The organism is Steroidobacter agaridevorans, from assembly GCF_009932555.1.
In the GTDB taxonomy this organism is placed as follows: Bacteria; Pseudomonadota; Gammaproteobacteria; order Steroidobacterales; family Steroidobacteraceae; genus Steroidobacter; species Steroidobacter agaridevorans.
This window is the reverse complement of record NZ_BLJO01000003.1, coordinates 549,496-569,758: the sequence shown is the minus strand read 5'-3', so window position 1 is coordinate 569,758 and position 20,263 is coordinate 549,496. Positions and strand designations below refer to the sequence as shown.

The 20,263-nt window shown below is 60.1% G+C and carries 23 protein-coding genes; 5 read left to right on the top strand and 18 right to left on the bottom strand.

The features are described from left to right. Positions 1 to 27: 27 nt before the first annotated feature. From GYH35_RS13360 to GYH35_RS13330, 7 genes are all read right to left on the bottom strand, one after another. Positions 28 to 780: a PepSY domain-containing protein gene (locus tag GYH35_RS13360; RefSeq protein WP_161828670.1), complete on the bottom strand. Its 753-nt coding sequence runs from the start codon at positions 778 to 780 to the stop codon at positions 28 to 30. A gap of 5 nt (positions 781 to 785) precedes the next feature. Further along, complete coding sequence (locus GYH35_RS13355; protein ID WP_161828669.1) at positions 786 to 1,505, bottom strand: PepSY domain-containing protein; 720 nt, start codon at positions 1,503 to 1,505, stop codon at positions 786 to 788. A gap of 59 nt (positions 1,506 to 1,564) precedes the next feature. After that, positions 1,565 to 1,909 carry a TonB-dependent receptor gene (locus GYH35_RS13350; protein ID WP_161828668.1) on the bottom strand — a complete coding sequence of 115 codons (345 nt, stop codon included), beginning with the start codon at positions 1,907 to 1,909 and terminating at the stop codon, positions 1,565 to 1,567. Between the two features lie 314 nt (positions 1,910 to 2,223). Further along, the gene (locus GYH35_RS13345) at positions 2,224 to 2,625 is read right to left on the bottom strand and encodes a RidA family protein (protein ID WP_161812313.1); all 402 of its coding nucleotides are present in this window, start codon (positions 2,623 to 2,625) and stop codon (positions 2,224 to 2,226) included. After that, positions 2,622 to 3,818 carry an acyl-CoA dehydrogenase family protein gene (locus GYH35_RS13340; protein WP_161828667.1) on the bottom strand — a complete coding sequence of 399 codons (1,197 nt, stop codon included), beginning with the start codon at positions 3,816 to 3,818 and terminating at the stop codon, positions 2,622 to 2,624. The genes GYH35_RS13345 and GYH35_RS13340 overlap by 4 nt, the downstream gene beginning before the upstream one ends. Then, positions 3,815 to 4,639, bottom strand: a complete 825-nt coding sequence (locus tag GYH35_RS13335) for an enoyl-CoA hydratase family protein (protein WP_161828666.1) — start codon at positions 4,637 to 4,639, stop codon at positions 3,815 to 3,817. The genes GYH35_RS13340 and GYH35_RS13335 overlap by 4 nt, the downstream gene beginning before the upstream one ends. A gap of 46 nt (positions 4,640 to 4,685) precedes the next feature. Beyond that, positions 4,686 to 5,468 (bottom strand): SDR family NAD(P)-dependent oxidoreductase, encoded by a 783-nt coding sequence (locus GYH35_RS13330; protein WP_161828665.1) that lies wholly within the window; start codon positions 5,466 to 5,468, stop codon positions 4,686 to 4,688. A gap of 180 nt (positions 5,469 to 5,648) precedes the next feature. On the opposite strand from GYH35_RS13330, the gene GYH35_RS13325 reads away from it, so the two are divergent. Continuing rightward, on the top strand, positions 5,649 to 6,146 hold the full coding sequence (locus tag GYH35_RS13325; protein ID WP_161812309.1) for a MarR family winged helix-turn-helix transcriptional regulator: 498 nt from the start codon (positions 5,649 to 5,651) through the stop codon (positions 6,144 to 6,146). Between the two features lie 16 nt (positions 6,147 to 6,162). On the opposite strand, the gene GYH35_RS13320 is transcribed toward GYH35_RS13325, so the two are convergent. From GYH35_RS13320 to GYH35_RS13310, 3 genes are all read right to left on the bottom strand, one after another. Next, positions 6,163 to 8,481, bottom strand: coding sequence for a bifunctional salicylyl-CoA 5-hydroxylase/oxidoreductase (locus GYH35_RS13320; protein ID WP_161828664.1), 2,319 nt, complete (start codon positions 8,479 to 8,481; stop codon positions 6,163 to 6,165). A gap of 154 nt (positions 8,482 to 8,635) precedes the next feature. After that, a complete protein-coding gene (locus GYH35_RS13315; RefSeq protein WP_161828663.1) occupies positions 8,636 to 9,445 on the bottom strand; it encodes a tetratricopeptide repeat protein in 810 nt (269 codons plus the stop codon). 156 nt (positions 9,446 to 9,601) lie between these two features. Next, positions 9,602 to 9,985 (bottom strand): UDP-N-acetylglucosamine-peptide N-acetylglucosaminyltransferase, encoded by a 384-nt coding sequence (locus GYH35_RS13310; RefSeq protein ID WP_161828662.1) that lies wholly within the window; start codon positions 9,983 to 9,985, stop codon positions 9,602 to 9,604. Positions 9,986 to 10,276: 291 nt separating this feature from the next. On the opposite strand from GYH35_RS13310, the gene GYH35_RS13305 reads away from it, so the two are divergent. Next, positions 10,277 to 10,798 (top strand): hypothetical protein, encoded by a 522-nt coding sequence (locus tag GYH35_RS13305; protein WP_161828661.1) that lies wholly within the window; start codon positions 10,277 to 10,279, stop codon positions 10,796 to 10,798. A gap of 489 nt (positions 10,799 to 11,287) precedes the next feature. On the opposite strand, the gene GYH35_RS13300 is transcribed toward GYH35_RS13305, so the two are convergent. From GYH35_RS13300 to GYH35_RS13290, 3 genes are read right to left on the bottom strand one after another with little or no spacing between them, the layout of a single operon-like run. Then, positions 11,288 to 12,262, bottom strand: coding sequence for an alpha/beta hydrolase (locus GYH35_RS13300; protein WP_161828660.1), 975 nt, complete (start codon positions 12,260 to 12,262; stop codon positions 11,288 to 11,290). Positions 12,263 to 12,271: 9 nt separating this feature from the next. Beyond that, positions 12,272 to 13,918 carry a M56 and MltD domain-containing protein gene (locus GYH35_RS13295; RefSeq protein WP_161828659.1) on the bottom strand — a complete coding sequence of 549 codons (1,647 nt, stop codon included), beginning with the start codon at positions 13,916 to 13,918 and terminating at the stop codon, positions 12,272 to 12,274. Positions 13,919 to 13,920: 2 nt separating this feature from the next. Next, positions 13,921 to 14,316: a BlaI/MecI/CopY family transcriptional regulator gene (locus GYH35_RS13290; protein ID WP_161812303.1), complete on the bottom strand. Its 396-nt coding sequence runs from the start codon at positions 14,314 to 14,316 to the stop codon at positions 13,921 to 13,923. Positions 14,317 to 14,425: 109 nt separating this feature from the next. Here GYH35_RS13290 and GYH35_RS13285 point away from each other — a divergent pair, with 109 nt between their 5' ends. Both GYH35_RS13285 and GYH35_RS13275 read left to right on the top strand, forming a co-directional pair. Beyond that, positions 14,426 to 15,370 carry a polysaccharide deacetylase family protein gene (locus GYH35_RS13285; protein ID WP_202624295.1) on the top strand — a complete coding sequence of 315 codons (945 nt, stop codon included), beginning with the start codon at positions 14,426 to 14,428 and terminating at the stop codon, positions 15,368 to 15,370. A 333-nt stretch (positions 15,371 to 15,703) separates the two neighbouring features. Next, positions 15,704 to 16,030: a hypothetical protein gene (locus GYH35_RS13275; RefSeq protein WP_161812301.1), complete on the top strand. Its 327-nt coding sequence runs from the start codon at positions 15,704 to 15,706 to the stop codon at positions 16,028 to 16,030. Positions 16,031 to 16,063: 33 nt separating this feature from the next. Here the strand turns inward: GYH35_RS13275 and GYH35_RS13270 are convergent, their stop codons facing one another. The 4 genes from GYH35_RS13270 to GYH35_RS13255 all read right to left on the bottom strand — a co-directional run bounded on the left by GYH35_RS13270 (position 16,064) and on the right by GYH35_RS13255 (position 18,299). After that, a complete protein-coding gene (locus GYH35_RS13270) occupies positions 16,064 to 16,711 on the bottom strand; it encodes a superoxide dismutase (RefSeq protein WP_235936772.1) in 648 nt (215 codons plus the stop codon). A gap of 233 nt (positions 16,712 to 16,944) precedes the next feature. Next, positions 16,945 to 17,286: a hypothetical protein gene (locus GYH35_RS13265; RefSeq protein ID WP_161828657.1), complete on the bottom strand. Its 342-nt coding sequence runs from the start codon at positions 17,284 to 17,286 to the stop codon at positions 16,945 to 16,947. A 140-nt stretch (positions 17,287 to 17,426) separates the two neighbouring features. After that, positions 17,427 to 17,837 (bottom strand): hypothetical protein, encoded by a 411-nt coding sequence (locus GYH35_RS13260; protein ID WP_161828656.1) that lies wholly within the window; start codon positions 17,835 to 17,837, stop codon positions 17,427 to 17,429. A 183-nt stretch (positions 17,838 to 18,020) separates the two neighbouring features. Next, the gene (locus tag GYH35_RS13255) at positions 18,021 to 18,299 is read right to left on the bottom strand and encodes a hypothetical protein (RefSeq protein WP_161828655.1); all 279 of its coding nucleotides are present in this window, start codon (positions 18,297 to 18,299) and stop codon (positions 18,021 to 18,023) included. Between the two features lie 76 nt (positions 18,300 to 18,375). On the opposite strand from GYH35_RS13255, the gene GYH35_RS13250 reads away from it, so the two are divergent. Continuing rightward, on the top strand, positions 18,376 to 18,588 hold the full coding sequence (locus tag GYH35_RS13250) for a hypothetical protein (RefSeq protein ID WP_161828654.1): 213 nt from the start codon (positions 18,376 to 18,378) through the stop codon (positions 18,586 to 18,588). A gap of 28 nt (positions 18,589 to 18,616) precedes the next feature. Here the strand turns inward: GYH35_RS13250 and GYH35_RS13245 are convergent, their stop codons facing one another. Beyond that, entirely contained in the window at positions 18,617 to 20,254 is a 1,638-nt protein-coding gene (locus tag GYH35_RS13245) for an MBL fold metallo-hydrolase (RefSeq protein WP_161828653.1), read from the bottom strand. Between the last annotated feature and the right edge of the window lie 9 nt (positions 20,255 to 20,263).

The following is a 20,263-nucleotide window of genomic DNA, read 5'->3' as shown; positions in this document are numbered from 1 at the left end:
AGGCCCGGATGGGCCTTATCGTGCTTGTCAGTCAAGGGAGTTGCCGGCTTCGCTGCGTGAGTTGAACGCGGTAGTCCGACGCCACCCCAGAAGAAAAGCAAAATCCTGGCGTCGAAAACTTCGGAGCAGCAGCAGTGCACCGGACAGCGCTAGCCACAACGTCGCGAAGCCCACCGTGATCACGAGTGGATTGTTGAAGTTGTCCCGTCCGGCATAGTCCATCGTATGCAGCATCCAGAAGAAATCAAACAGTCGCCAGGTGTCGTTGCGCGCCTCGACCAAACGTCCGTCGTCGGCGGAGTAATAGAGCGTCGTGCCTCGCCCGTCGTCGAAGCGGGCCGCCCAGGTCGCCCCCGAGCCTCGGGTCTCCATTGTTGATGCGGGATGGAACGCGACAGAAGCCAGGCGCCCGCTGCCAACGTACTGCCGCTGAGCGAGCTCGCTCACAAGATCTTCTGTCAATCGAAGCGGCTCCCCGCTGATAGCACTTCGGAGCGTAATCCCGCTACGCGTCTCGATGCGCCAGACCCAATGATCGAGCAATGAGGTGAGCCGAATCTCGAGGATCTCACCGGAGGCAAGTTCTGAACTCCAGCTCTCGGCTTCCACGAGTGAAATAGACGGAGTCAACACCGCAGGATCGGGCGTCCGCACGCTGTGCTCTGCCGAGACCTCATGATGGTCCAGCCACGCGAAGATCAAGCCGCTGATCGTCCAGAGCAGCACCTGCAAGCCAACAATGAGGCCAAGCCATTTGTGTAACTTGCGAAGAAATCGCATGAGCATCATTCCTGGTTAGTACGCCGCGCAGGCGTCTTGCGCCGGAAGCTGAAATAGAGCAACCAGCAGCCGCTAAATACCGTCACCAGTCCAGCCACCGTCGTAGCACGCAGCAAACCGTTGTTCATGTCGGTTCGCGTGTCGAAGTCCATGATGTGGAACATCCACAGGAAATCGAACCAGCGCCAGAACCGGTGCCGTCTGGTGACCAACACGCCCGTATCGGGATGAACATAGAGGCTGGTTTCCAGCCAATCGTCGAAGTCCACACGCCAGAGCGGCAATGGCCGAGACTGAATCTCCAGAGGTGCGCCCGACTCGATCAGCCTGATAGCTGCAAGCTGGCCATCACCGGCGTAGTACTGTCGCGCGAGATCGGCGACGACTTCCTCCGGAAGCGGAGAGAGTTGGCGACCTGTCGACGCATCGATGAGCGCCTTCCCCGATTTCGTCGTGATCTCATAGACGGGCGCCGGAAAAGAAGGCAACGCACGCAACGACACATCCGTGACGCCTTCATATCGCTGTGCAACCGCACCGAATGGGATCTTGGACATCTCCCTCTGCAGCGGCACACGCACATTGCGAACCAGCGGATCGCCATGAATGAAATCGAGATCGACCACGACCATATAGAAGCCGCTGATCGTCCAGAAAACAAGTTGTATTCCGACGATCAAGCCGAGCCATTTGTGAAGCGTGCGTGATAGCAGTGCAGGCCGCATGGGACTCCAGGATGCTGTGTGTGAGTTGGGCGGCGGGTCCACCGCCGCCCATGCGATGGTTATTGCAGATTCCAGCTGGCCCGTAGATACCAACGCCGGCCCAGCAAGTCGTAAGTCATCGTATCGGTATTGGCATCGGTCCAGCTGGCCACGTACGGCGCATCCTTATCGAAGAGGTTGTCGACGCCTATGGCCACATCGATTGCCGCAGTCACGCGATATTGGAACTGTGCGTTGTGATAGAATACACCGCTCACCTTACTGCCGGGGCCAGTGTCCGTATTGATGTCGTCGGCCTTACCGACGTATTGGACACCCCAGGTCCCAGTCCAACGCTCGCTGCCGACGCGTACCGTCGCGTCTGAGCGCCAATGTGTATAGCTGCCATTGCCACCGGTGATCATGCCTGCGCGAAGTCGACCTCAAGCGCATTGGCTTCATCGAACAGATATTTCGTGACCTGGGCTGCCGCGGCAAGGAAGCGCACGTGCGAGCACGAGTGACGTATTACCATCAGGTGGGCTACTACGCATTGGGCATCCATGAATCTCGCCAGCAGCGACTCGAGTTGATGCCGTACTACACCAAGATTCTTTCGTAGTTCCGAGAGAGACCGAGTGGCAGCAAGGGCAATTGATTGCAAAGCCGTCGCGCCGCAGATGTCACCAGCCCTACTTCGTTCCGGCGGCCTCCACATCGACATAACCGCTCCGCGCGGTCAGCGAACGTAAGGAACGACGGCCGTGGCCTCGATCTCCACTTTCGCCTGCGCTTCCATCAGCGCCACGACTTGCACGACGGCCATCACCGGAAAGTGACGACCGAGCACTTCGCGATACGCCTGTCCGATCTGCGCCAGCTCCGCGTAGTACTCGTCCCGGCTAGTGACATACCAGGTCAGACGCACGAGATGCTCCGGCCGCGCGTCGGCCTCGTTCAATACCGCGACGATGTTCGTCAATGTCTGGCGCACCTGCTCGGCAAGCGTTGCAGGAAACTGCTGCTGCTCATCCCACCCGATCTGTCCCGCCACGAACACCTGGCGGCCCTCGGCCACCATGCCGTTGGCATAGCCCTTCGGACGCGGCCAGCCGGCGGGCTGCAGCACTTGAATGGTCATTTCAAAACCTCGCGGGCGATGATCAGCTTCTGTACCTCCGTCGCACCTTCGTAGATGCGCAAGGCACGAATGTCCCGATACAAACGTTCGACGACGGCGCCATGCACGACACCGCGCCCGCCGAACATCTGAACGGCGCGATCGATGACTGATTGCGCACTCTCGGTGGCCGTCATCTTTGCCATGGCTGCGCTCTTGGTCACAGGCTGGCCGGTGTCCCGCTGCCACGCCGCCCGATATGTCAGCAGCGCGGCGGCGTCGATCGCCGTAGCCATCTCGGCGATGGCTGCCTGAGTCAGTTGAAAGTCAGCCAGCGTCTTGCCGAACATCTGTCGCTGCCGCGAATACGCCACTGCTTCGTCCAATGCGCGACGCGCGAACCCCAAGGCCGCCGCCGCCACGGAGGCGCGAAAGATATCCAATGTGCGCATCGCGATCTTGAAACCGTCGCCTTCGGCGCCGATGCGCCGTGTCACTGGAACGCGGCATTCATGGAAGCGCAATGTGCCCAGCGGATGAGGCGCGATCACATCGATGCGCTGCTCGACGCTGAACCCCGGATCGTCCGGCTCGACCAGAAATGCAGTGATGCCCTGCGCCCCCACGGTGCCATCGGCTCGCTTCTGCCCTGCCGTCGTCCGAGCGAACACACAATAGAAATCGGCGATGCCGCCATTCGAGATCCACGTTTTCGTGCCGTTCAGCACGTAGTGGTCGCCGTCGAGGCGCGCCGACGTTTGCATGGCGGCGACATCTGAACCGGCATCCGGCTCCGACAACGCGAAAGCCGAGATCGCCGTGCCGCTCGCGACCCGCGGCAGATACTGCTGCTGCAAGCTCAAGTCGCCGGCAAGGGACAGCGAGCCACTGCCCAGCCCTTGCATGGCGAACGCGAAATCGGCGAGGCCGTCGTGATACGCCAGCGATTCGCGAATCAAACAAATGGCACGCGAATCGAAGTCCTTCAGCACGCCACCATGCTCCGCTCGAACGCAGTAACGCGTGATGCCGGCTTTGCCGAGCGCGGCGACGAGCTTGCGAGCCTGTGCGTCAACTTCGTCGCGCGACTCGCCGTGCGCCGCGTCGACTAAATGATCGGAGCTCCACGTCGTCACCAAATCGGCAAGCGTCCGGTGCTCATGCCCGAAAAACGGCCAGGTGAGCCGTTCGCTCAGATCGAATCGCACGCTCATTTGCCGACGAACTCCGGCTTGCGCTTGGCCGAGAAAGCTTCGAAGGCGCGGCGAAAATCTTCGGTCTGCATGCAGATGGCCTGCGCCTGCGCTTCAGCCTCCAGCGCCTGTTCAATGCTCATGGTCCATTCTTGATTGAGCATGTTCTTCGTCATGCTGTGCGCGAACATGGGACCCGTCGCCAGAGTACGCGCCAGGCGTGTTGATTCCGGCAGCAGTTGTTCGGCGGCGACGAGCTGATTGAAGAACCCCCAGCGCTCGCCCTCTTCCGCCGTCATCGCTCGGCCGGTGAACATCAACTCCGCCGCGCGGCCCTGGCCAATCAATCGAGGCAGGATGGCGCATGCGCCCATGTCACACCCGGCCAGGCCGACGCGTGTGAACAGAAATGCCGCCTTCGCACGCAGCGTGCCGATGCGCATGTCCGACACCATGGCGATGATTGCGCCGGCGCCGGCACAGATGCCGTCCACGGCCGAAATAACAACTTGAGGACAGCCGCGAATCGCCTTCACCAAATCGCCCGTCATGCGTGTGAACGTCAGCAACTCGGGCATCGTCATGCGCGTCAACGGACCGATGATGTCGTGCACGTCGCCGCCAGAGCAGAAGTTGTCGCCGGCACCATCGATCACGATGGCGCGGATGTCCTTGTCATACACCAGATTGCGAAACAGGTCGCGCAGCTCTGCGTATGAGTCGAAGGTGAGCGGGTTCTTCCGATCTGGAATATTGAGCGTGACGTAGCCGACGCCCTCCTCCACCCGCCACAGGAAATGCTTGGCCTTGTATCCGGACAGATCGACCTGTGTGAACGACATGGGTCCTCGCGATCAGCCGCGTACCGCGGCTGTCATCGATGATCGATTACATGATCTCGCCGCCGGCCACGGCAATGCTCTGGCCAGTGACGCTCTCGCTGCCCGGCAAGCAAAGCCACGCAACCGCATTCGCCACTTCCTCGCACCGGATCAAGCGACGCTGTGGATTGTTGGCGACCAGCACTGCCATCGCTTCGCCTTCCGAGCGGCCGGTCTTCGCCTGAATGTTGCTGACGGTCTCACGGACGATGTCAGTATCCGTGTACCCGGGACAGACCGCATTCACGGTAATGTTTCGGCTTGCGACCTCGAGCGCGACGGAGCGAGTAAGGCCGATCACGCCGTGCTTGGCCGCGCTATACGCGGAGACATAGGGATAACCTTTCAACCCCGCGGTGCTCGCGATATTCACGATGCGACCGAAGTTTCGTTCCAGCATCGAGGGCAGCACCAGACGCATGCCGCTGTACGTACCTGTGAGATTCACGGCCAGCATGGCGCTCCACAGCGCATCGTCCATCTTGTGCAACGGGGCGCTCGCGGCTTGCCCGGCGTTGTTTACGAGGATGTCGACCGGACCGAAGCGACTGCTTGCATCCTGGAGGGCCGCACGCATCTGATCGGCGTTGCCGACATCGGCAGCCACTGCGTAACAGATATCCGTGCTGAGTTTGCCGGCGGCCGCAGCGACACTCGCAAGCTGGCGCCCGAGCAGCGTAACGCGTGCGCCTTCAGCCAGCAGCCGCTGCGCGATGGCAATACCGATGCCCCGGCTCGCGCCTGTGACGAGTGCGTGCCTTCCCGATAAAAGTTGTTCGTTTGCGCTCAAACGGCACCTATCCGCAGCTCGACTCGGCCATAGTACGAGCGAAATATTTTAAGTGTCAACTTTCGACTCGAAGCCTGCCCTGGCACGAAGGCGTTGCCGCTACAGCGCAACTCTTTTAGCATGCGAACAGTCCTTGAATTCCCATTCCGGAGAGCTGCCCCGAGCGGCCGCAATCTATCCATGACGACTCCCACCGCGGCGCCCCGCGCCTTCGCCGAGAAACTTGGCGGCGCTCCTCACAGCAAGGCCTCGCTGCGCCTGTGGCTACGCTTGCTGAGCTGCTCGATGATCATCGAACGGCGTGTCCGGGCGCGGCTGGAGGAAGAATTCGAGACCACGCTGCCGCGCTTCGACGTGCTCGCGGCGCTCGAGCGAGAGCCCGACGGGCTCACCATGAGCCAGCTGTCTGCAGCGCTGCTGGTGTCGAACGGGAATATCACCGGCATCGTCAATCGCCTGATCGAAGAACTACTCGTGATCCGCACTGCCGAATCGGAAGACAAGCGCATCGCTACCGTGCGCCTCACCCGCAAGGGCCGCGAGACGTTCCAACGCATGGCTCGCAAGCACGAAGAGTGGGTCGACAAAATGTTCGCCGGCGTCACCGATACGCAGATGGAGCAGCTGATGAAGCTGCTCGCCACCGTGCGCCATTCGATCGACGAAAACCCGGTCTGATCGACCGCCTCTCAAATCATCCGGTCTTGGTCAGCGCCGCGCGCGCCAGATTGTTCTCATACTGCGCGCGAGCGGAGTGGTATTGCTTGGGCCAGGCTTGAGCCGGGTAACCGATCTTTGCGGCTTCATGCATCACAAAGAACGGGTCGGCCAAATGCGGCCGGGCCACGGCGCACAGGTCTGCTCGCCCGGCGGCGATGATGGAATTTGCATGATCGGCTTCCGAGATCGCCCCGACCGCGATGGTCGCGACACCGATCTCGTTGCGTATCTTGTCGGCGAACGGGGTTTGGAAGAGTCGACCGTAGACCGGCTTTTCTTCCTTCACCACCTGGCCAGACGAGCAATCGATCAGATCCGCGCCCGCTTCCTTGAACATTCTGGCGAACACCGCTGCGTCTTCCGGCGTATTACCCCCGTCGAACCAGTCATGCGTCGAAAGGCGCACAGAGATCGGCCGATCGTGGGGCCACGCTGCGCGCACCGCCTGAAACACCTCGAGCGGAAACCGCGCGCGATTTTCGTGAGTGCCGCCGTACTCATCGTCTCTCAAATTCGTCAAGGGCGATAAAAAGCTGGATAACAGATAACCATGAGCCGCGTGCAGCTCGAGAATGTCGAAACCCACCTCGGCTGCACGCCGGGTCGCCGCGACGAAATCAGCGACAACCTGATTCATGTCTTCGCGGTCCATTGAACGCGGCACAGCCGAGTAGCGCAAATACGGCAGAGCAGACGCAGAGATCAGCGGCCACTCACCCTGCTCTAACGGTTGATCGATGCCCTCCCAGGCAACCTTGGTCGCGCCTTTGCGTCCCGCGTGCCCAAGCTGCATGCCGATCTTCGCCGGCGTCTGCCGATGCACATAGTCGACGATGCGTCGAAAGGCGTCCGCCTGCGTTTCATTCCACAAGCCGAGACAGCCGGGCGTAATCCGCGCGTCGGGAGATACACAGGTCATCTCCGGAAAAACGAGCGCAGCACCACCCATCGCACGCGCGCCCAAATGAACCAGATGAAAGTCGTTGGGAACGCCATTCTCGGCCGAGTACATTGCCATCGGCGATACGACGATGCGATTGTGCAGCGTGAGGCCGCGCACCTTGTAAGGAGTAAACATCGGCGGCGGAACGACACCCTGCGGTGCAAGCTCGACGCCGGCACGGGCCGCAAACCAGCGCTCAAAGCTCTCCAACCACACTTTGTCTCGCAGTCGCAGATTCTCATGGCTGATTCGTTGCGACCGAGTCAGCATGGAGTACATGAACTGTTCCGGCTCCAGCTGATCGGCATAGCGATGGCCGACCACCTCGAACCACTCCATCGCATTGCGCGCCGCGTTTTGAATGCGCGCTACGTCGACCCGCCGAATCTGCTCGTAAGCATCGAGCACGGCCGGGATCTTGTTCGCGTCATGACCCGCGATCTCGAACTGATTGGTCAACTCGATCGCATCGTCGATGGCGAGTTTCGTCCCCGAGCCGATCGCGAAGTGCGCGGTGTGGGCGCTGTCGCCCATCAGCACGACGTGGCTTTTACCGTTGTAATGACTCCAGCGCTCACACACGAGGCGGTTGAAATTCAACCATGCCGAGCCGCGCAGGTGCCGGGCATTGGTCATCAATCGATGACCGTCGAGCGTCTCCGCGAAGATGCGCTCACAGAAGGCAATCGACTGGTCCTGATCCATCTTGTCCAGCCCGTGCGCCTTGAAGGCCGCATCGGTGGTTTCGACGATGAAGGTCGACGTCTGGTCGTCGAAGCGATAGATATGCGCCTGGAACCACCCGTGCTCGGTGCGACGGAAGTCGAACGTGAAAGCATCGTAGGTTTTATGAGTGCCGAGCCAGATGAAACGATTCGGCCGAACCTGCAGATCGGGCTTGAAGACGGCCGCGTATTTGTTCCGGATCTTGGAGTTCACGCCATCGGCGGTGATGATGAGGTCGGCGTCGGGAAACTCCTCATCGCTGTTGACCTCGCGTTCGAACACCAGCTCGACCCCGACCTCCACACAGCGCTCCTGCAGGATGTTGAGCATCTGCTTGCGCCCGATACCCACGAATCCGTGTCCGCTGGTGCGCAGCTTCCGCCCTTTGAACACCAGCTCGATATCGTCCCAATGGTTGAAGGCATCCTCGATCAGCGACGCAGTCGGCGGATCCCACTTGCGCATCGATTGCATGGTGGCATCCGAGAACACCACTCCCCAACCGAAGGTATCGAAGGGGCGATTACGTTCGACCACCGTAATGCGGTGTGCAGGGTGCCTGCGCTTCATCAGCAGCGCGAAGTAAAGCCCCGCCGGACCACCCCCGATACATACGATTCGCATGAGGTTCCAGTTCTCTCCTCGACACCCTCGGACTCACGGCGAGCCTCCGAGGTCGGGAATAGCATGGAACCTTCGACGATCAATTTCAAGCTTAAAGTTATTGTCGATACGCGTTGACGGTTTCTAACAGCCGAGCCGCTCACAGGCACCTGAATCAACGCCGAAGTGTCTTCGCCCGCTGCTCGTACTGTCGGGCGCGGTTCGCATCCCCCTTCGCCTGATATAGCAGTTGCAATTCTTCGTAGATGTAATGTCTCGGCTCCTGCGCGTCCGCACTTTCTCGTTCCAGTCGCAACTGGATTGCCAAGGCATCGTCGGTGTGTTCTTGGACACGAAGGACGCGGGCGATGTGCCAATAGGCATCCCGGGCACCGCGCGAATCATCGCTCTGCTCGCGCAGGAACAATGCCCTGCGGAAGTACTTCAGCGCCTCATCGTACCTACGGAGGTCATATAGCGCTTCTCCGGTATTGCTGCTGATCGAAGCCTCCCATCGTTTGGCTTCCGGTTGCTCGGACGCAGCTATAACCGCCAGCGCCTCTTGATTCCACTTCAGCTGATCCTCGGGCGCAGTATCGACAAATACGAACATGTGTAGAGCATCGACAGCCAGTCCATCCAACTTCGCTTCCCTGGAGATATCGAGTGCTGTAGAAAACGCACTCCGGGCGACGCGCCTGGATTCGGGCGTCTGGGCTGCTGGATCGTGCCGATGTGATGCATGGCTGCGCCCCAGCTCGAGCCAGTATCTTGCTTTCGCTTCGGCGCCGGCCTCTGTGATGTCGGCTGAGATGGCCTGCAACATATTCCTCGCCCCTGCGAAATCCTTCCTCAGCATGTGAGTTCGAGCAATCTGCGTCTGAATGATGAGCCGATCGTCGCCCTCAGCGGATTTCAAAGCGTCACGAAAGCGGCGTTCACTGAGGGCGGGATCACTGAAGTCCCAAAGAGCCGACAGATCCACTGCGGACATGGCGCCGGTCGCCGCGATTGTCGAAAGGATTGCCAGTGCTGTGCGAAACATCCCTTGTGCACCTCGTGTGGACATTATCGGTAGCGACCGCGGCCTCCGCCGCGACTCCGGATAGTCTGCTTTCCTATCGCCAGCCGAGCAGCAGTACTATTGCCCTTGGGGATCGAAGTACGCTTCCCAGCTTTCCGGGTCGGCCTGCAATGCATTCGCCCGCTCGAACCAGCCCCTCGCTTCTTCGGGGGTTCTCCATTCGAAGACAGCAACCCCCATGTTGAAGTATGTATTGCGGTCGGTGCTACCGTTCGCCACCGCTCTTTTCAGCGCCCGCACAGCTTCGAGGTGATGCCGCTGGTCCGCCAGGATGGCGCCCAGGCAAGTTAGCAACAGAATATCATCGGCGTTCCCGGCCAGCTGATCCTCGACGAGTGAGCGTGCGCGTGAATAGTTCCGCTCCCAGAGATGCGTTAGTTTGTACGCTTCTTCGATGAGCCGCCTGGCTTGACGGACCGCATCCAATCTTTGATCGCTCATGGCCTCACTCACGTGACGGGCCGACGAAGCACAGATGCGGCCCGGACACGGTTCGCCCGGCCAGAGCAGCAGGCTCTGAGATCCTCATTCGTCTTTTCCCTTGAGGCTGCATGAGCAACAACGCATGGCCATGCTGGAGTGAATTGTAAGGTCGAGCACAAGATCGCTTGCGTCCTGCTTGCCGTCAAGGCGTTTGGGTGCTCTGCTCCGCATGCGTTGGCTGATTAGGGCGGAGCGCCGATCAGTCAGCTAACATAGCGACTGAGCCTGGGCCGATTTCAGGAGAATGGAATGCGAATCGCAGTGGCGCTGAATGGTGTGGCAAAGCACGTCGCCGGAGTCAGTGGGGCCGGCTATCTGAATGCTCACCTGAACTTGGCGAATCGCCCAAAAGAGCACCAAGTGAAGCGTGTGCTTCGCGTCGTCGGATACGACACGAACCGCCCTACTGAGACAGTCTTTCTGGACTGGCCCGAGATTCCCTTGGCGGCTGGAGATACATTGCAGCTCCAGGTTCTCGACGAAGGGCCCGCCGATAGTCCGGCATCACGGCGAACCAGCACGGAATTACCGACCAATCTGTTCAGCGACCCAGGACTCGCCAAAGAACTGCTCGCGCTTTGCGAGGACTTCCAGGGAAGACTATTTCAGCTAATGAAGAAGTCGGAAACCGTCGAGCCTGCAGACGAACACGAGAGGTTCAAGAGGGCTATTGGAAACGTAGTCGCCGAAGTCGGCGAGAGCTTTTTAAGGCCCGTCTATCGGCGGCATCCCGATCTAGTGCCCGACGCCCTTCGCGGTGAGCGGCTGTAATTGCCGTCGACGGTCGGGCCACAGCCACTGGCGAAAGAACTATGGCCTCATCGTCCCGGCAACCGCTCAGTTGCTGTTCGGCACGAGCAATCGCTTCGCTGGCGATAATTGTGCCGGTGGTGAAATCCAACATGCTCTGCGCTCCCGCGCGGGGCGCGAAACGCAGCGTGTTCGTGCCGCTCCCGTGGAGATAGTCCGCGAACGCGCCATTCGCGAGCCTCAGGCGAGGCTTGCCCTTGACCGTCACCAATTCGTTGAACGTGAGATGGATGCCGCCAGCACCGCTCTTCACGGATTGAACGAAGGGTGCTCCTCGCTCGGGATCCCAGTACCCGGCGAACGTCCACTTCGCATCGATCTCCGCCGCGCTCGGGCTCCCTTTGGCTTCGGAGAGATTGTCAGGTTATCCGAGCGATTCTTCCCGGAATCGGCGCAAGACTTTCAGGATCGTAATCTCACGCGGCGGTCGGCGGGCCCTGCGACCGCAGTTCATTGCATCGGCACGCTCAACGGCGGCTGAGCCGGCAGCGCCCACATCAGCCCGCGGGTGATCGCGGAGGGATAGACGGTGAGGTGGTCTTCGTCGTCAATGACGTTCGACTCGATGCGCAGGCTGGGATAACGGCGCGAGCGCAATTGCGCTTCGAACTTGCGCAGGTCCCGGACCATGTCGTTATTGCGATGATAGCGCTTGTTCGCTGAAGACGGGCTGACTGTTTCGAACGAACCGATCGACAAGAAAACATCGGCGCGCATGTCGGTGTGAACTGCGGCGTAAGCTCGCTCGCGCGCCAGCATGACTCTATCGTCATACCACAACGACGGACTGCTGAGAATGTACCGCTCGAACATGGTCGGCTCGGTCAACAGGATGTGCGCGCCGAGCAATCCGCCGTACGAGTGACCCGCGAAAATCTTGCGATTCATATCGACGCGATAGTGCTCGGCGACCAGAGGAAATACTTCATCGGCGATGAATCTGCGATACGCCTCGGCCTCGCCGTGCACGACGGGCCGGCCTGGCATGTCCGATACGGTGTCTTCGCTGTTCGGTGTCGGCGTGTAATCGCGCCGCCGGCTGTACTGCCCCGTGTCGCCCTTGGCGTAGGACAACCCGATAAGAACGAAATCTTCCAGGCCCTTGCCCCTGTCGCCGACCATCCGGCCGATATTACGCACGAGCGGAAACGCGTAGCTGGCGTCCGTTACGAACAGCACGGGGAAACGATGCCCAGGGCGCTGCTCGTAGGACCCGGGCAGGCTGACGAACAACTGATACGTGCGCCCTAACGGTCCCGACGTAATGTCGCGAACCTCGGTGTCGGCAAGGACATACGCGAGCGGAGCGCTCTCGGTTGGCGCCGGATGCGGCGGCACCGAAGGTTCAGGAACCTTGACTTCCGAACATGCAGACAGTGCAAGGCAGAACGCCGCGAATAGCGACGGTGCGATCTTTTCGAACATCGGTGACGCTCACTCGAGCGCGGTGGGGTTCTTCATGATGAGCAGCACGGCCGTGACGCGCGCCACGTAGTCGGGATCGTTCTCGTAGCCGTGCTCCACGATCTGCCATACGTCACGCGAACCCGTCGTGCGTATGCCCTGCTCTACGCGACGCACGCCTGAGTTGTAAGCGAGCAAAGCCAGCCCCCAGTCGCCAAACTGCTCATAGAGACGGCCGAACATGCGCATGGCCGCGTCGGTTTCCAGCGCGACGTTCAGGCGCTCATCTATGCTTGCATCCACAGCCAAGCCGAACTCGCGAGCTGTCGGCTCGATGAACATCCATAGGCCGGCGCCATGTCGGGAATCGCCATCGTGCGGCAGATTGCGATAGCCCGACTCGACCAGCGGCACAGCCATAAGCTCCGCGGGCAGGCCGTAGTGCGCCAGGGCACCGACGATCAGCGCTTCGTGCTCCTGCATACGTTGCAGGCTCGAACGCATGAACGCTCTGCCGTCCGGCGTGCCCAGCAAGCGATTGAGCTGCTCGATGACTCGCTCATTGACGGCCAGCGGAAAATCATCTCCCGGATGCATAGCGGACAACAGAACCCGCTGAGGCGTGACAGGAAGTAACTCGCCGCGTTGTCTCGCGACCGCCAGCATCTGCTGCGCAACTTCGGGTGTGATCCTCCGGTCCTGAATGGTCGCAGAGAACGCGACCGTCATGCCCGACATCAATGCCAGCATCGCACCACCGAGCGCCATTGCTACAGGCGCGCGCCCTGCACGTGAACGTTTCACGAGCAATGCCTCGATTCTATTTTTCAGAATGCGGTGCCCTGCCCCACCCAACATGCCAGTGCAGATCGACATGTTCTGCTGGTTCACCGCCGCTTCGGCAACGCGCATCAGGCAGCTGCAATACGCGTGCGCCGACACCTTTCGCTGCACAATCAAAACCTCATCGCACGCGAACTCCTGCAGCTCGGTAACAGATTTGTACAGCCAGTGCACCGCTGGATTCCAGAAGAACAGCGCGCGCAGCAGTTGATAGATATAAGTCACGCGGGTGTCGAGTTGGCGATGGTGCTGGGCCTCGTGTCGAATCGCCATGCGCAAGTCGTCGGGCCGCAGGATGAGATCCGCGGGCAATACGATGAAGTGCGATCCTGGCAACCAGAACGAAAATGGCACGCACACGGTCTGCGAAGACAGCACTCGCACGTGTCGCCGCCGTGCAATTGTCTGGGCATCGACAATGATGCGGCGGATCCTCGCAGCTTCGATCAGCAGCGTGATCGCAAATACGGCGAAGCCCGCCAGCAACAGGCTAGCGGTCATCGTACCGGCCGCCTGCAGGGGCACCGATACCTCGGATGAGGCTATTGAGATCGCGATTCGGTGACTATTCTCGGCGCTGTGACTGTCCTGCATGGACGCCGCAGACCAAATCTGCGCATTCCGCGGCATCAGTTCCGTTCGTTGTTGTATGACTAGCGTCGATGGCAACAGCGCCGCGGCAACGGACAGCGCATAAGCGATCCGCAACTGGCGACGATACGCGATCGGGTTCGCCAACCTGCCACTCACCCAACGCACGCACGCCACACACACCGCCGCAACGAGCAGCAGAAAATTGGCCGTGATGTACATGTTCACCGCATGCACGCCCATCGTCAGCCTCCCTTCTTACGTAGCAGGGCACGGATCTCGGCTAGATCGTCCGAGCTCAGCGATTCGGTATCGAGCAGGCGGCGCACCAGGAGCACCGGGGCGTTATCGAACACGCTCGTCACCATCCGCTGCACGGTGCTGCGCTGGTACTCCTCCTTGGACACGGCGGCGCCGTACAGATGTCCGCGGCCCTCCTTGGAACTGGTGACGTAACCCTTCTGCTCCAGAATGCGCACAATCGTGGAGACACTGGTGTACGCCAGTTCCCGCTCTGGACGCAGTTGCTCGACGATCTGCAGCACCGAACATGGACCGATCCGCCAGATGACATTCATCATCTCCAGCTCAGTAGCGGTGAGCGGCTTCTCGATGCGTTGCGCGCGGGTTTTCCTGACCATGAATGTCGCCTCTGCAAATGGCGCACGCATCGTAACTAAAGAATTAGTTGCCCTGCAACTAAGAGTTTAGTCATGATGCTCGCCCCTCCTCCCCGCACGAGACGAATATATGAATCCAACGTCAACTGCGATCAGCCGTCGCGCGTGTATGGGCATGATGATGGGCGCGTTGCTCGGTTGCCGCAGCTCCGAACTAGCACCCGCCAAACCTGAAATCGCGATTACCATCGACGATTTCGACGTCAATGTCGAAACGCCGCGCCTGGACCCCGATGCCAGGAATGCCGCGATCCTCGCCACATTGCAGGCGGCAGGAATACGCGCGGCCGCGTTCGTCGCCGGCAAGCGGGTCGACACCCCTGACGGCAAGCGACGCCTCGCACTCTGGAGCGAGGCTGGCCACATGCTCGCCAACCATTCGTACTCGCATTGGAACTATCCTCGCGTCGATTTCGAAGCGTTCTCCGCAGACGTTCTGCGCGCGGAGGCCGTGATCGCGTCGTACCCGACGTTCCGCAAGTTGTTCAGGTTTCCGTATCTGAAGGAAGGCGCAACCGCCGAGCAGCGCGACCGCATGCGCGCTTTCCTGAAGGCGCACGGCTATCGCATGGGCTATGTCACTGTCGACGCTTCGGACTGGGCCATCAACGCGCGGTTACACAAGCGCCTGGAAGAGAATCCACAGGCGCCGCTCGACGGTTATCGGGACTTCTACATCGAACACATCTGGGAACGCACGCAGTTCTACGACAGCCTCGCGCGGCGAGTGCTGAACCGGCCGGTCCGGCACACGCTCCTCATCCACCACAACCTGCTCAACGCACTATTCCTGGCGGACCTGCTGCAAATGTATGCGCGGCGGGGTTGGCGACTGATCGACGCTGCAACAGCCTTCGAGGATCCGATCTTTGTGAACGAGCCCGATATCCTGCCGGCCGGCGAGAGCATTCTTTGGGCAATGGCCAAGGAGTCGGGCAAGCTCGACGCGGCGCTGCGTTACCCGGCCGAAGACGAAGCTTACGAGCGCAAGCGGATGGACGAGCTCGGGTTGTGAATGGCGACGACACCAGGCGACCGCAGTGCGGATGGAAGCCTGTTTCGACTGGCAGATGCGCGGTCTCCAGCCCGAACAAGCGCCTCAGCCGACCGTTCCCCTGTCACAAAAACTATAGCCATCTTGGAAAACCGCCGGTAGATTGTCGCCCGCAGGATGCGCGTCCAGTAGCCAACTGGCTCCAAAGTACGACAGGGAACGTTTGTTATGAAGGGATTGATCAGTGTCGTGGTCGCCTGGCGGCGAGCCATCCACCGGAATCCAGCACTGGATTTTCAGGCAGTCCGCACCGGCAAGCTCGTGGCCGATCGCTGATCTGCCCGCGAAGCGACCATGGCAAGGACCTGGGAAATCGCCGCCGTCTGCTGCCTTGGAATGGCGGCGACCCTCGGATCGGGCACGATTCGAGCGATGGAGAGCGCTGAAGCGAGCAGCTTCGTCACAATCAAATTCGACGGCGACGGCGCATGCGATGCGCGCAACAATCGGTTGTGGCTGATCAATGACCATACGTTCAAAACCATCGCCACCACTGTGCGTTGGCGCGCCGCCGGTGGCAAAGTCCTCAGCGAGGAATTCTACGTCAGCCCCCAGACCGTGAAAGAGATCGGCTGCGCCGCCGAAGCGGAGATTCTCGAAGCAAAGTTCGCGGATTTCTGATCTTCAGAACCTGATTTGCATTCGACGCCGGGGTCACACCGTAACGCGCTTTGCCACCTCGTCCCAATTCACATTCGCAAAGAACGCATCGATGTACTTGGCTGCCGCCGCGCCGAAGTCCATGTGATAGGCATGCTCATACATGTCCATCACCAGCACCGGCCGCGTATGCGGTGGATTGTGGGCATGATCGGCCATCCAGTAGTTCTCGAGCAGTTGCAAGTGCTCGTTGTAGCCCAGGACCACCCACCCCGAGCCGCCGCCGAGCCCTTGCCCGATCTTCCGGAACTCACTTTCCCAGGCATCGAATGTTCCGAACGATTTGGCAACCGTCGACCTCAGCTGCGCGGGCGCCTTGCCGTCGCCACCAAGGTTGCCGAAATACAGCTCGTGCAATACGACTGAGCCGGTACGGATGAGATGTTCGCGCTTTAGATCGTTATAGACGTACGGCGGGTCTTGAGACGCCAACTGACCTCGCAACTTCTCCCGAACCACGTTCAGTGCCTTGACGGCGCCTGCGTAGTTGTTCTCCCAGTGCGAGACGACGAGCTTCTCTGAAAGCCCGTTGAGATTCTTGGCATTGAACGGCAGAGGCTTTGGCTCGACCATGCGCGACAGCGCCGGAGCGGGAGCTCCAGTGGTGCTCTCTTGGGCACCGACATCGGCAGTCGCAAGCATAGTGACTCCGAGAGCGGCTGTTCGAAGAACTTCCCGGCGAGTGAGGTCAGTCATGCGTTCGCTCCCCGTACAACGATCTCTGTTGATGGACATCGCGACCGCGATAACGAATACCGCGGCTGCACAGGCATCATTGACGCTCGTGACCGGTAGCGCGACTGTAGTTCCCCCGATGAGGCCGACCATTACGGCCGCTAGCCCCTGCAAGACGCAGCCGAGAAGCTGCAGCTCCCTCAGTCGATCATTATATCTACTCGATAGATCAGCGCCGCACCGGTGCTGGAGCATCCGCTAACGCCAACCACTATCTTCTGCCCCGCTGCAATCGCGGCAAGCAGGCTGGCGTACATGTTTCTATTCTCAGGCTGCGTTGTCCAATCGAGGTGCACCGTATCGGATACCGAGCACCCTTCCAATCCTGGAAGTGCGGGCGTAAATCGCACGCCCGCCATGGTGGGATACGTGTTAAGAGCAAAAATCGTGCGCTGACCATGTAAGACAAGTTGCGTTGCGGCGTCAGCTACCGGCGCCAGCATTGAGATCGAGGCGGCAACGAGCAAGAGAGTCTTTCGCATAAATTCCCTTCCATTCTTCCGTGCAATGGTGTGTTTTCCTATGACCCAGCCGAGTTGACAGGCATCAACGCTGTCTTTCCCCGCGAATGGATCGGGCAAATCCTTCTCAGATCTCGCTTGTCGAGCATCGGGCCATCAGCTCAGCCACGATCCTCGATAAAGTACACGTCGGCAATTCCCCAATCAGCGAGATTGCAAGCGGTCGACCGCGTGTAGAGATGAACCGTCGCGCCGGCCTTCTGCGCTGAGATCAGCATCGCCAGCCACCCCTTGCAAGTTGCAACGTTCGCTTCGTAACCCGCGCTGTCATCGATATTGCAGATTTCCCAGATCGGACTATTCAGCGTTCCCTGACGCACGACGAGCTGCCCCTCATCGTGTACACCAACAGCGGCGATAGGTCCCTCGCATACCGCCGCGCGAGCGTTCGTGCAGAACATCGTAGCTGCCACGGTCGCCATGAACAGCCCTTTGAACAAACTGTGGCCGATATTTTTGGAACTGCAGGCAGCAACTTCCGACTGGGTTGAGGCATGCTTCGTTCCGATCAACGATGTCCTTGTCATTTTACGTCCCTGTTATGAGTAAGCGGCAGTGGAATCGAGATACTCGATAGGCCTGGATCCAAGCTACCAAGGCCTTCAGGGAATCGTCAACGGCATCTTCTCAAATCAGGTTTTCGCTGAAACTACGTCTCTTCGCTCACTGCAACACTTCAGGGCAGGACGCACATCTCAGCGAGTTCCAAACCCGACTCGCAGCGTGAGTCCGATCTCCCGCTCCTGCAGTACGTTGACGCTGTAGTACGGGGAGGCAAACGCGGACGACGTACTGCCGACGATAGTGCCGCCAGGCCCGAAGCGCAGCGTGCTTAGATTCGTCGTCTGTGGGCCGGCGCTGCTGTTGAGAACGACCTCTTCATCGAAGATGTTCTTCGCGAACAGAGTCACCTCCCATTGACCCTCGGAGTCGCGAACGCCCGTATAGAGGTTCAACATTGCGTAGCTGTCCACGCTGTCGAACGGGTTGCTCGGATCCTGTGCTCCGGCGGAGATAGCACGTCCGCTAGAGAAGTCCCGGCACGCTCACATGAGCGACTTGCTGTCGTCCGATATCGCCACCTATTCACGCACCGAAAAACGACCGGCGAGCGATCCGCGTCAAGTGGCACTCGATCTGATGTCGCTGCTCACCGGCTGGTTCCGCATACAGCAACAGCTCGGCACCCTTTCGTTGCCCGCTGCCCTGAAGTTCGGCGATCACGCGGTGGATGTGCTGATGGCGGCGCGCAAATGCTGGTGATCCACAGGCGGCGCGCCGCCCCTTGAAGTCAGGGTCGGGCAGAAAAGGAATCCGTTGGTACTGGCAACGAACCGTCGTGCCCATACTGATCTAGAGTATTGCTAACCGGGCAGCCTTGGACTGAAAGCTCGGCCCCTCGCGCGCGGGCACACAACAACTCCGCTCCGTGTGTCTGCTTCTTCAGCATGGCGATGACTTCGCTGTATGTATGAATATTGCCGTGGACGGGAAGATCCCACTCGACCTCGAGCTTCCAGAAGTTGACGGTATCCGGATAGCTGTTTCCCCACCAGACAAGGTTCCAGCCCTCATCGACCAAGTCGCCCTCGGCGACCAGGCGGTCACGTGCGACATACGCGATCAGCCCATCGGCGAAATGGCTGTTGCCAATCACGCGCAGTACTTGCACCGTCATCGAGCCATCCTTGAGCTCCAGACGATCGTCCACCGCGACTACGTTCGCCTTGCGTCCGCTGCGCGCCAGCGCATCGGGGAAATGCCTTGCAGGACGCGACGTGACTTCCTGCACGTAAGCCACATTTTCGCGATTGGCGATGACCGTGAGCCCTTCGGAGACCGCGGCACGCAGACCACCCGTATGGTCGATATGATGATGCGAGAGAATGACGTGTGTCAGTGGCTTGTTGGGTACAGTCTGGCGAGCCTTGGCAATGATGGCGAGCGCGTTGCTCTCGCTGCCATAGGCCTCGTACAGGACGAGATGGTCGTCGAACTCGAACAGCGTCGAATTACCCCGGCCCTTCAAATACCACACGCCCTTCGCCACCGGCACCGCCTCGACGTTCGGTCGTTCCGCGTCGGGCGGCACGGCCGCGGCAATCATCTGTTGTGTGGCGCCCGGCAGGGAATCCTCAGGCGCGTCGATCACATACTTATCAACATAGAGTTTGTATTGAACGACGTTTCTAAAGTCGCTCACGGTGTTGTAGCCGCTCGGCAGCAGGATCGGCGTGCGGTCCCGATCGCCCTCGCGCTGATAGCCCACGAAGTTCGTGCGGTACGTGACATCGCCGAAGTTTGCGTGCGGAGCGACCCAGCTCACCCATGCTGGCAGATGGGTCTGCACATCGAGCGCCAGCGACATCTGCTCTCCATGCTTTGTCGTGAAGTCGACGATGTTTACCGAACCGTCTCGCGTCAAGCGTCCGAGCTTCGCCCGCGGGTCGAGTGCGGCGCGCACGATCGACACAGGGTTGTTCAGCATCTCGATGCGCCGTGCTCGCATCGTTCCTTCCGACGCACGCACCGATTTGCCATCCGGGCCGACGTTGTACGCGATATCTCCATCGAGTGACTGATCGAGCCGCACGGCGCCCGTCATGTTTCGATCGTAGGCGAATACGAAATCCTGCACATTGCGCTGCTGCAGACGCATCCGTTCGTTTGGAAAATCGAGGGTCCGCTGGTGCGCGTTGATGTTGATCCACTTCTGCGGCGCCAGGGGCGAGCTCGAGATGTTGCCGCCCCCGTCCTGGTACGCGAGCTGTCCGTAGCCCAGGATCTTCAGCGTTTTCACCGCCTCGATGCGTTGCTTGCCGCCCAGTGCCTCGGCGGCAGCTTCGATGGCCTGCGTCGCAGGGGAATTCGCCTGCGACCAGGCGACGCTACTCGTGAAGGCCAGCAGCAGACAAAGCATCGTTCGCATCGTTGTCTC

What these genes read in the sequence shown, in the direction of transcription:
- GYH35_RS13360 (WP_161828670.1), bottom strand. Translation starts at nt 780, where the DNA reads ATGCGATTTCTTCGCAAGTTACACAAATGGCTTGGCCTCATTGTTGGC.
- GYH35_RS13355 (WP_161828669.1), bottom strand. Translation starts at nt 1,505, where the DNA reads ATGCGGCCTGCACTGCTATCACGCACGCTTCACAAATGGCTCGGCTTG.
- GYH35_RS13350 (WP_161828668.1), bottom strand. Translation starts at nt 1,909, where the DNA reads ATGATCACCGGTGGCAATGGCAGCTATACACATTGGCGCTCAGACGCG.
- GYH35_RS13345 (WP_161812313.1), bottom strand. Translation starts at nt 2,625, where the DNA reads ATGACCATTCAAGTGCTGCAGCCCGCCGGCTGGCCGCGTCCGAAGGGC.
- GYH35_RS13340 (WP_161828667.1), bottom strand. Translation starts at nt 3,818, where the DNA reads ATGAGCGTGCGATTCGATCTGAGCGAACGGCTCACCTGGCCGTTTTTC.
- GYH35_RS13335 (WP_161828666.1), bottom strand. Translation starts at nt 4,639, where the DNA reads ATGTCGTTCACACAGGTCGATCTGTCCGGATACAAGGCCAAGCATTTC.
- GYH35_RS13325 (WP_161812309.1), top strand. Translation starts at nt 5,649, where the DNA reads ATGACGACTCCCACCGCGGCGCCCCGCGCCTTCGCCGAGAAACTTGGC.
- GYH35_RS13320 (WP_161828664.1), bottom strand. Translation starts at nt 8,481, where the DNA reads ATGCGAATCGTATGTATCGGGGGTGGTCCGGCGGGGCTTTACTTCGCG.
- GYH35_RS13310 (WP_161828662.1), bottom strand. Translation starts at nt 9,985, where the DNA reads ATGAGCGATCAAAGATTGGATGCGGTCCGTCAAGCCAGGCGGCTCATC.
- GYH35_RS13305 (WP_161828661.1), top strand. Translation starts at nt 10,277, where the DNA reads ATGCGAATCGCAGTGGCGCTGAATGGTGTGGCAAAGCACGTCGCCGGA.
- GYH35_RS13300 (WP_161828660.1), bottom strand. Translation starts at nt 12,262, where the DNA reads ATGTTCGAAAAGATCGCACCGTCGCTATTCGCGGCGTTCTGCCTTGCA.
- GYH35_RS13295 (WP_161828659.1), bottom strand. Translation starts at nt 13,918, where the DNA reads ATGGGCGTGCATGCGGTGAACATGTACATCACGGCCAATTTTCTGCTG.
- GYH35_RS13290 (WP_161812303.1), bottom strand. Translation starts at nt 14,316, where the DNA reads ATGGTCAGGAAAACCCGCGCGCAACGCATCGAGAAGCCGCTCACCGCT.
- GYH35_RS13285 (WP_202624295.1), top strand. Translation starts at nt 14,426, where the DNA reads ATGAATCCAACGTCAACTGCGATCAGCCGTCGCGCGTGTATGGGCATG.
- GYH35_RS13275 (WP_161812301.1), top strand. Translation starts at nt 15,704, where the DNA reads ATGGCAAGGACCTGGGAAATCGCCGCCGTCTGCTGCCTTGGAATGGCG.
- GYH35_RS13270 (WP_235936772.1), bottom strand. Translation starts at nt 16,711, where the DNA reads ATGCTTGCGACTGCCGATGTCGGTGCCCAAGAGAGCACCACTGGAGCT.
- GYH35_RS13265 (WP_161828657.1), bottom strand. Translation starts at nt 17,286, where the DNA reads ATGCGAAAGACTCTCTTGCTCGTTGCCGCCTCGATCTCAATGCTGGCG.
- GYH35_RS13250 (WP_161828654.1), top strand. Translation starts at nt 18,376, where the DNA reads ATGAGCGACTTGCTGTCGTCCGATATCGCCACCTATTCACGCACCGAA.
- GYH35_RS13245 (WP_161828653.1), bottom strand. Translation starts at nt 20,254, where the DNA reads ATGCGAACGATGCTTTGTCTGCTGCTGGCCTTCACGAGTAGCGTCGCC.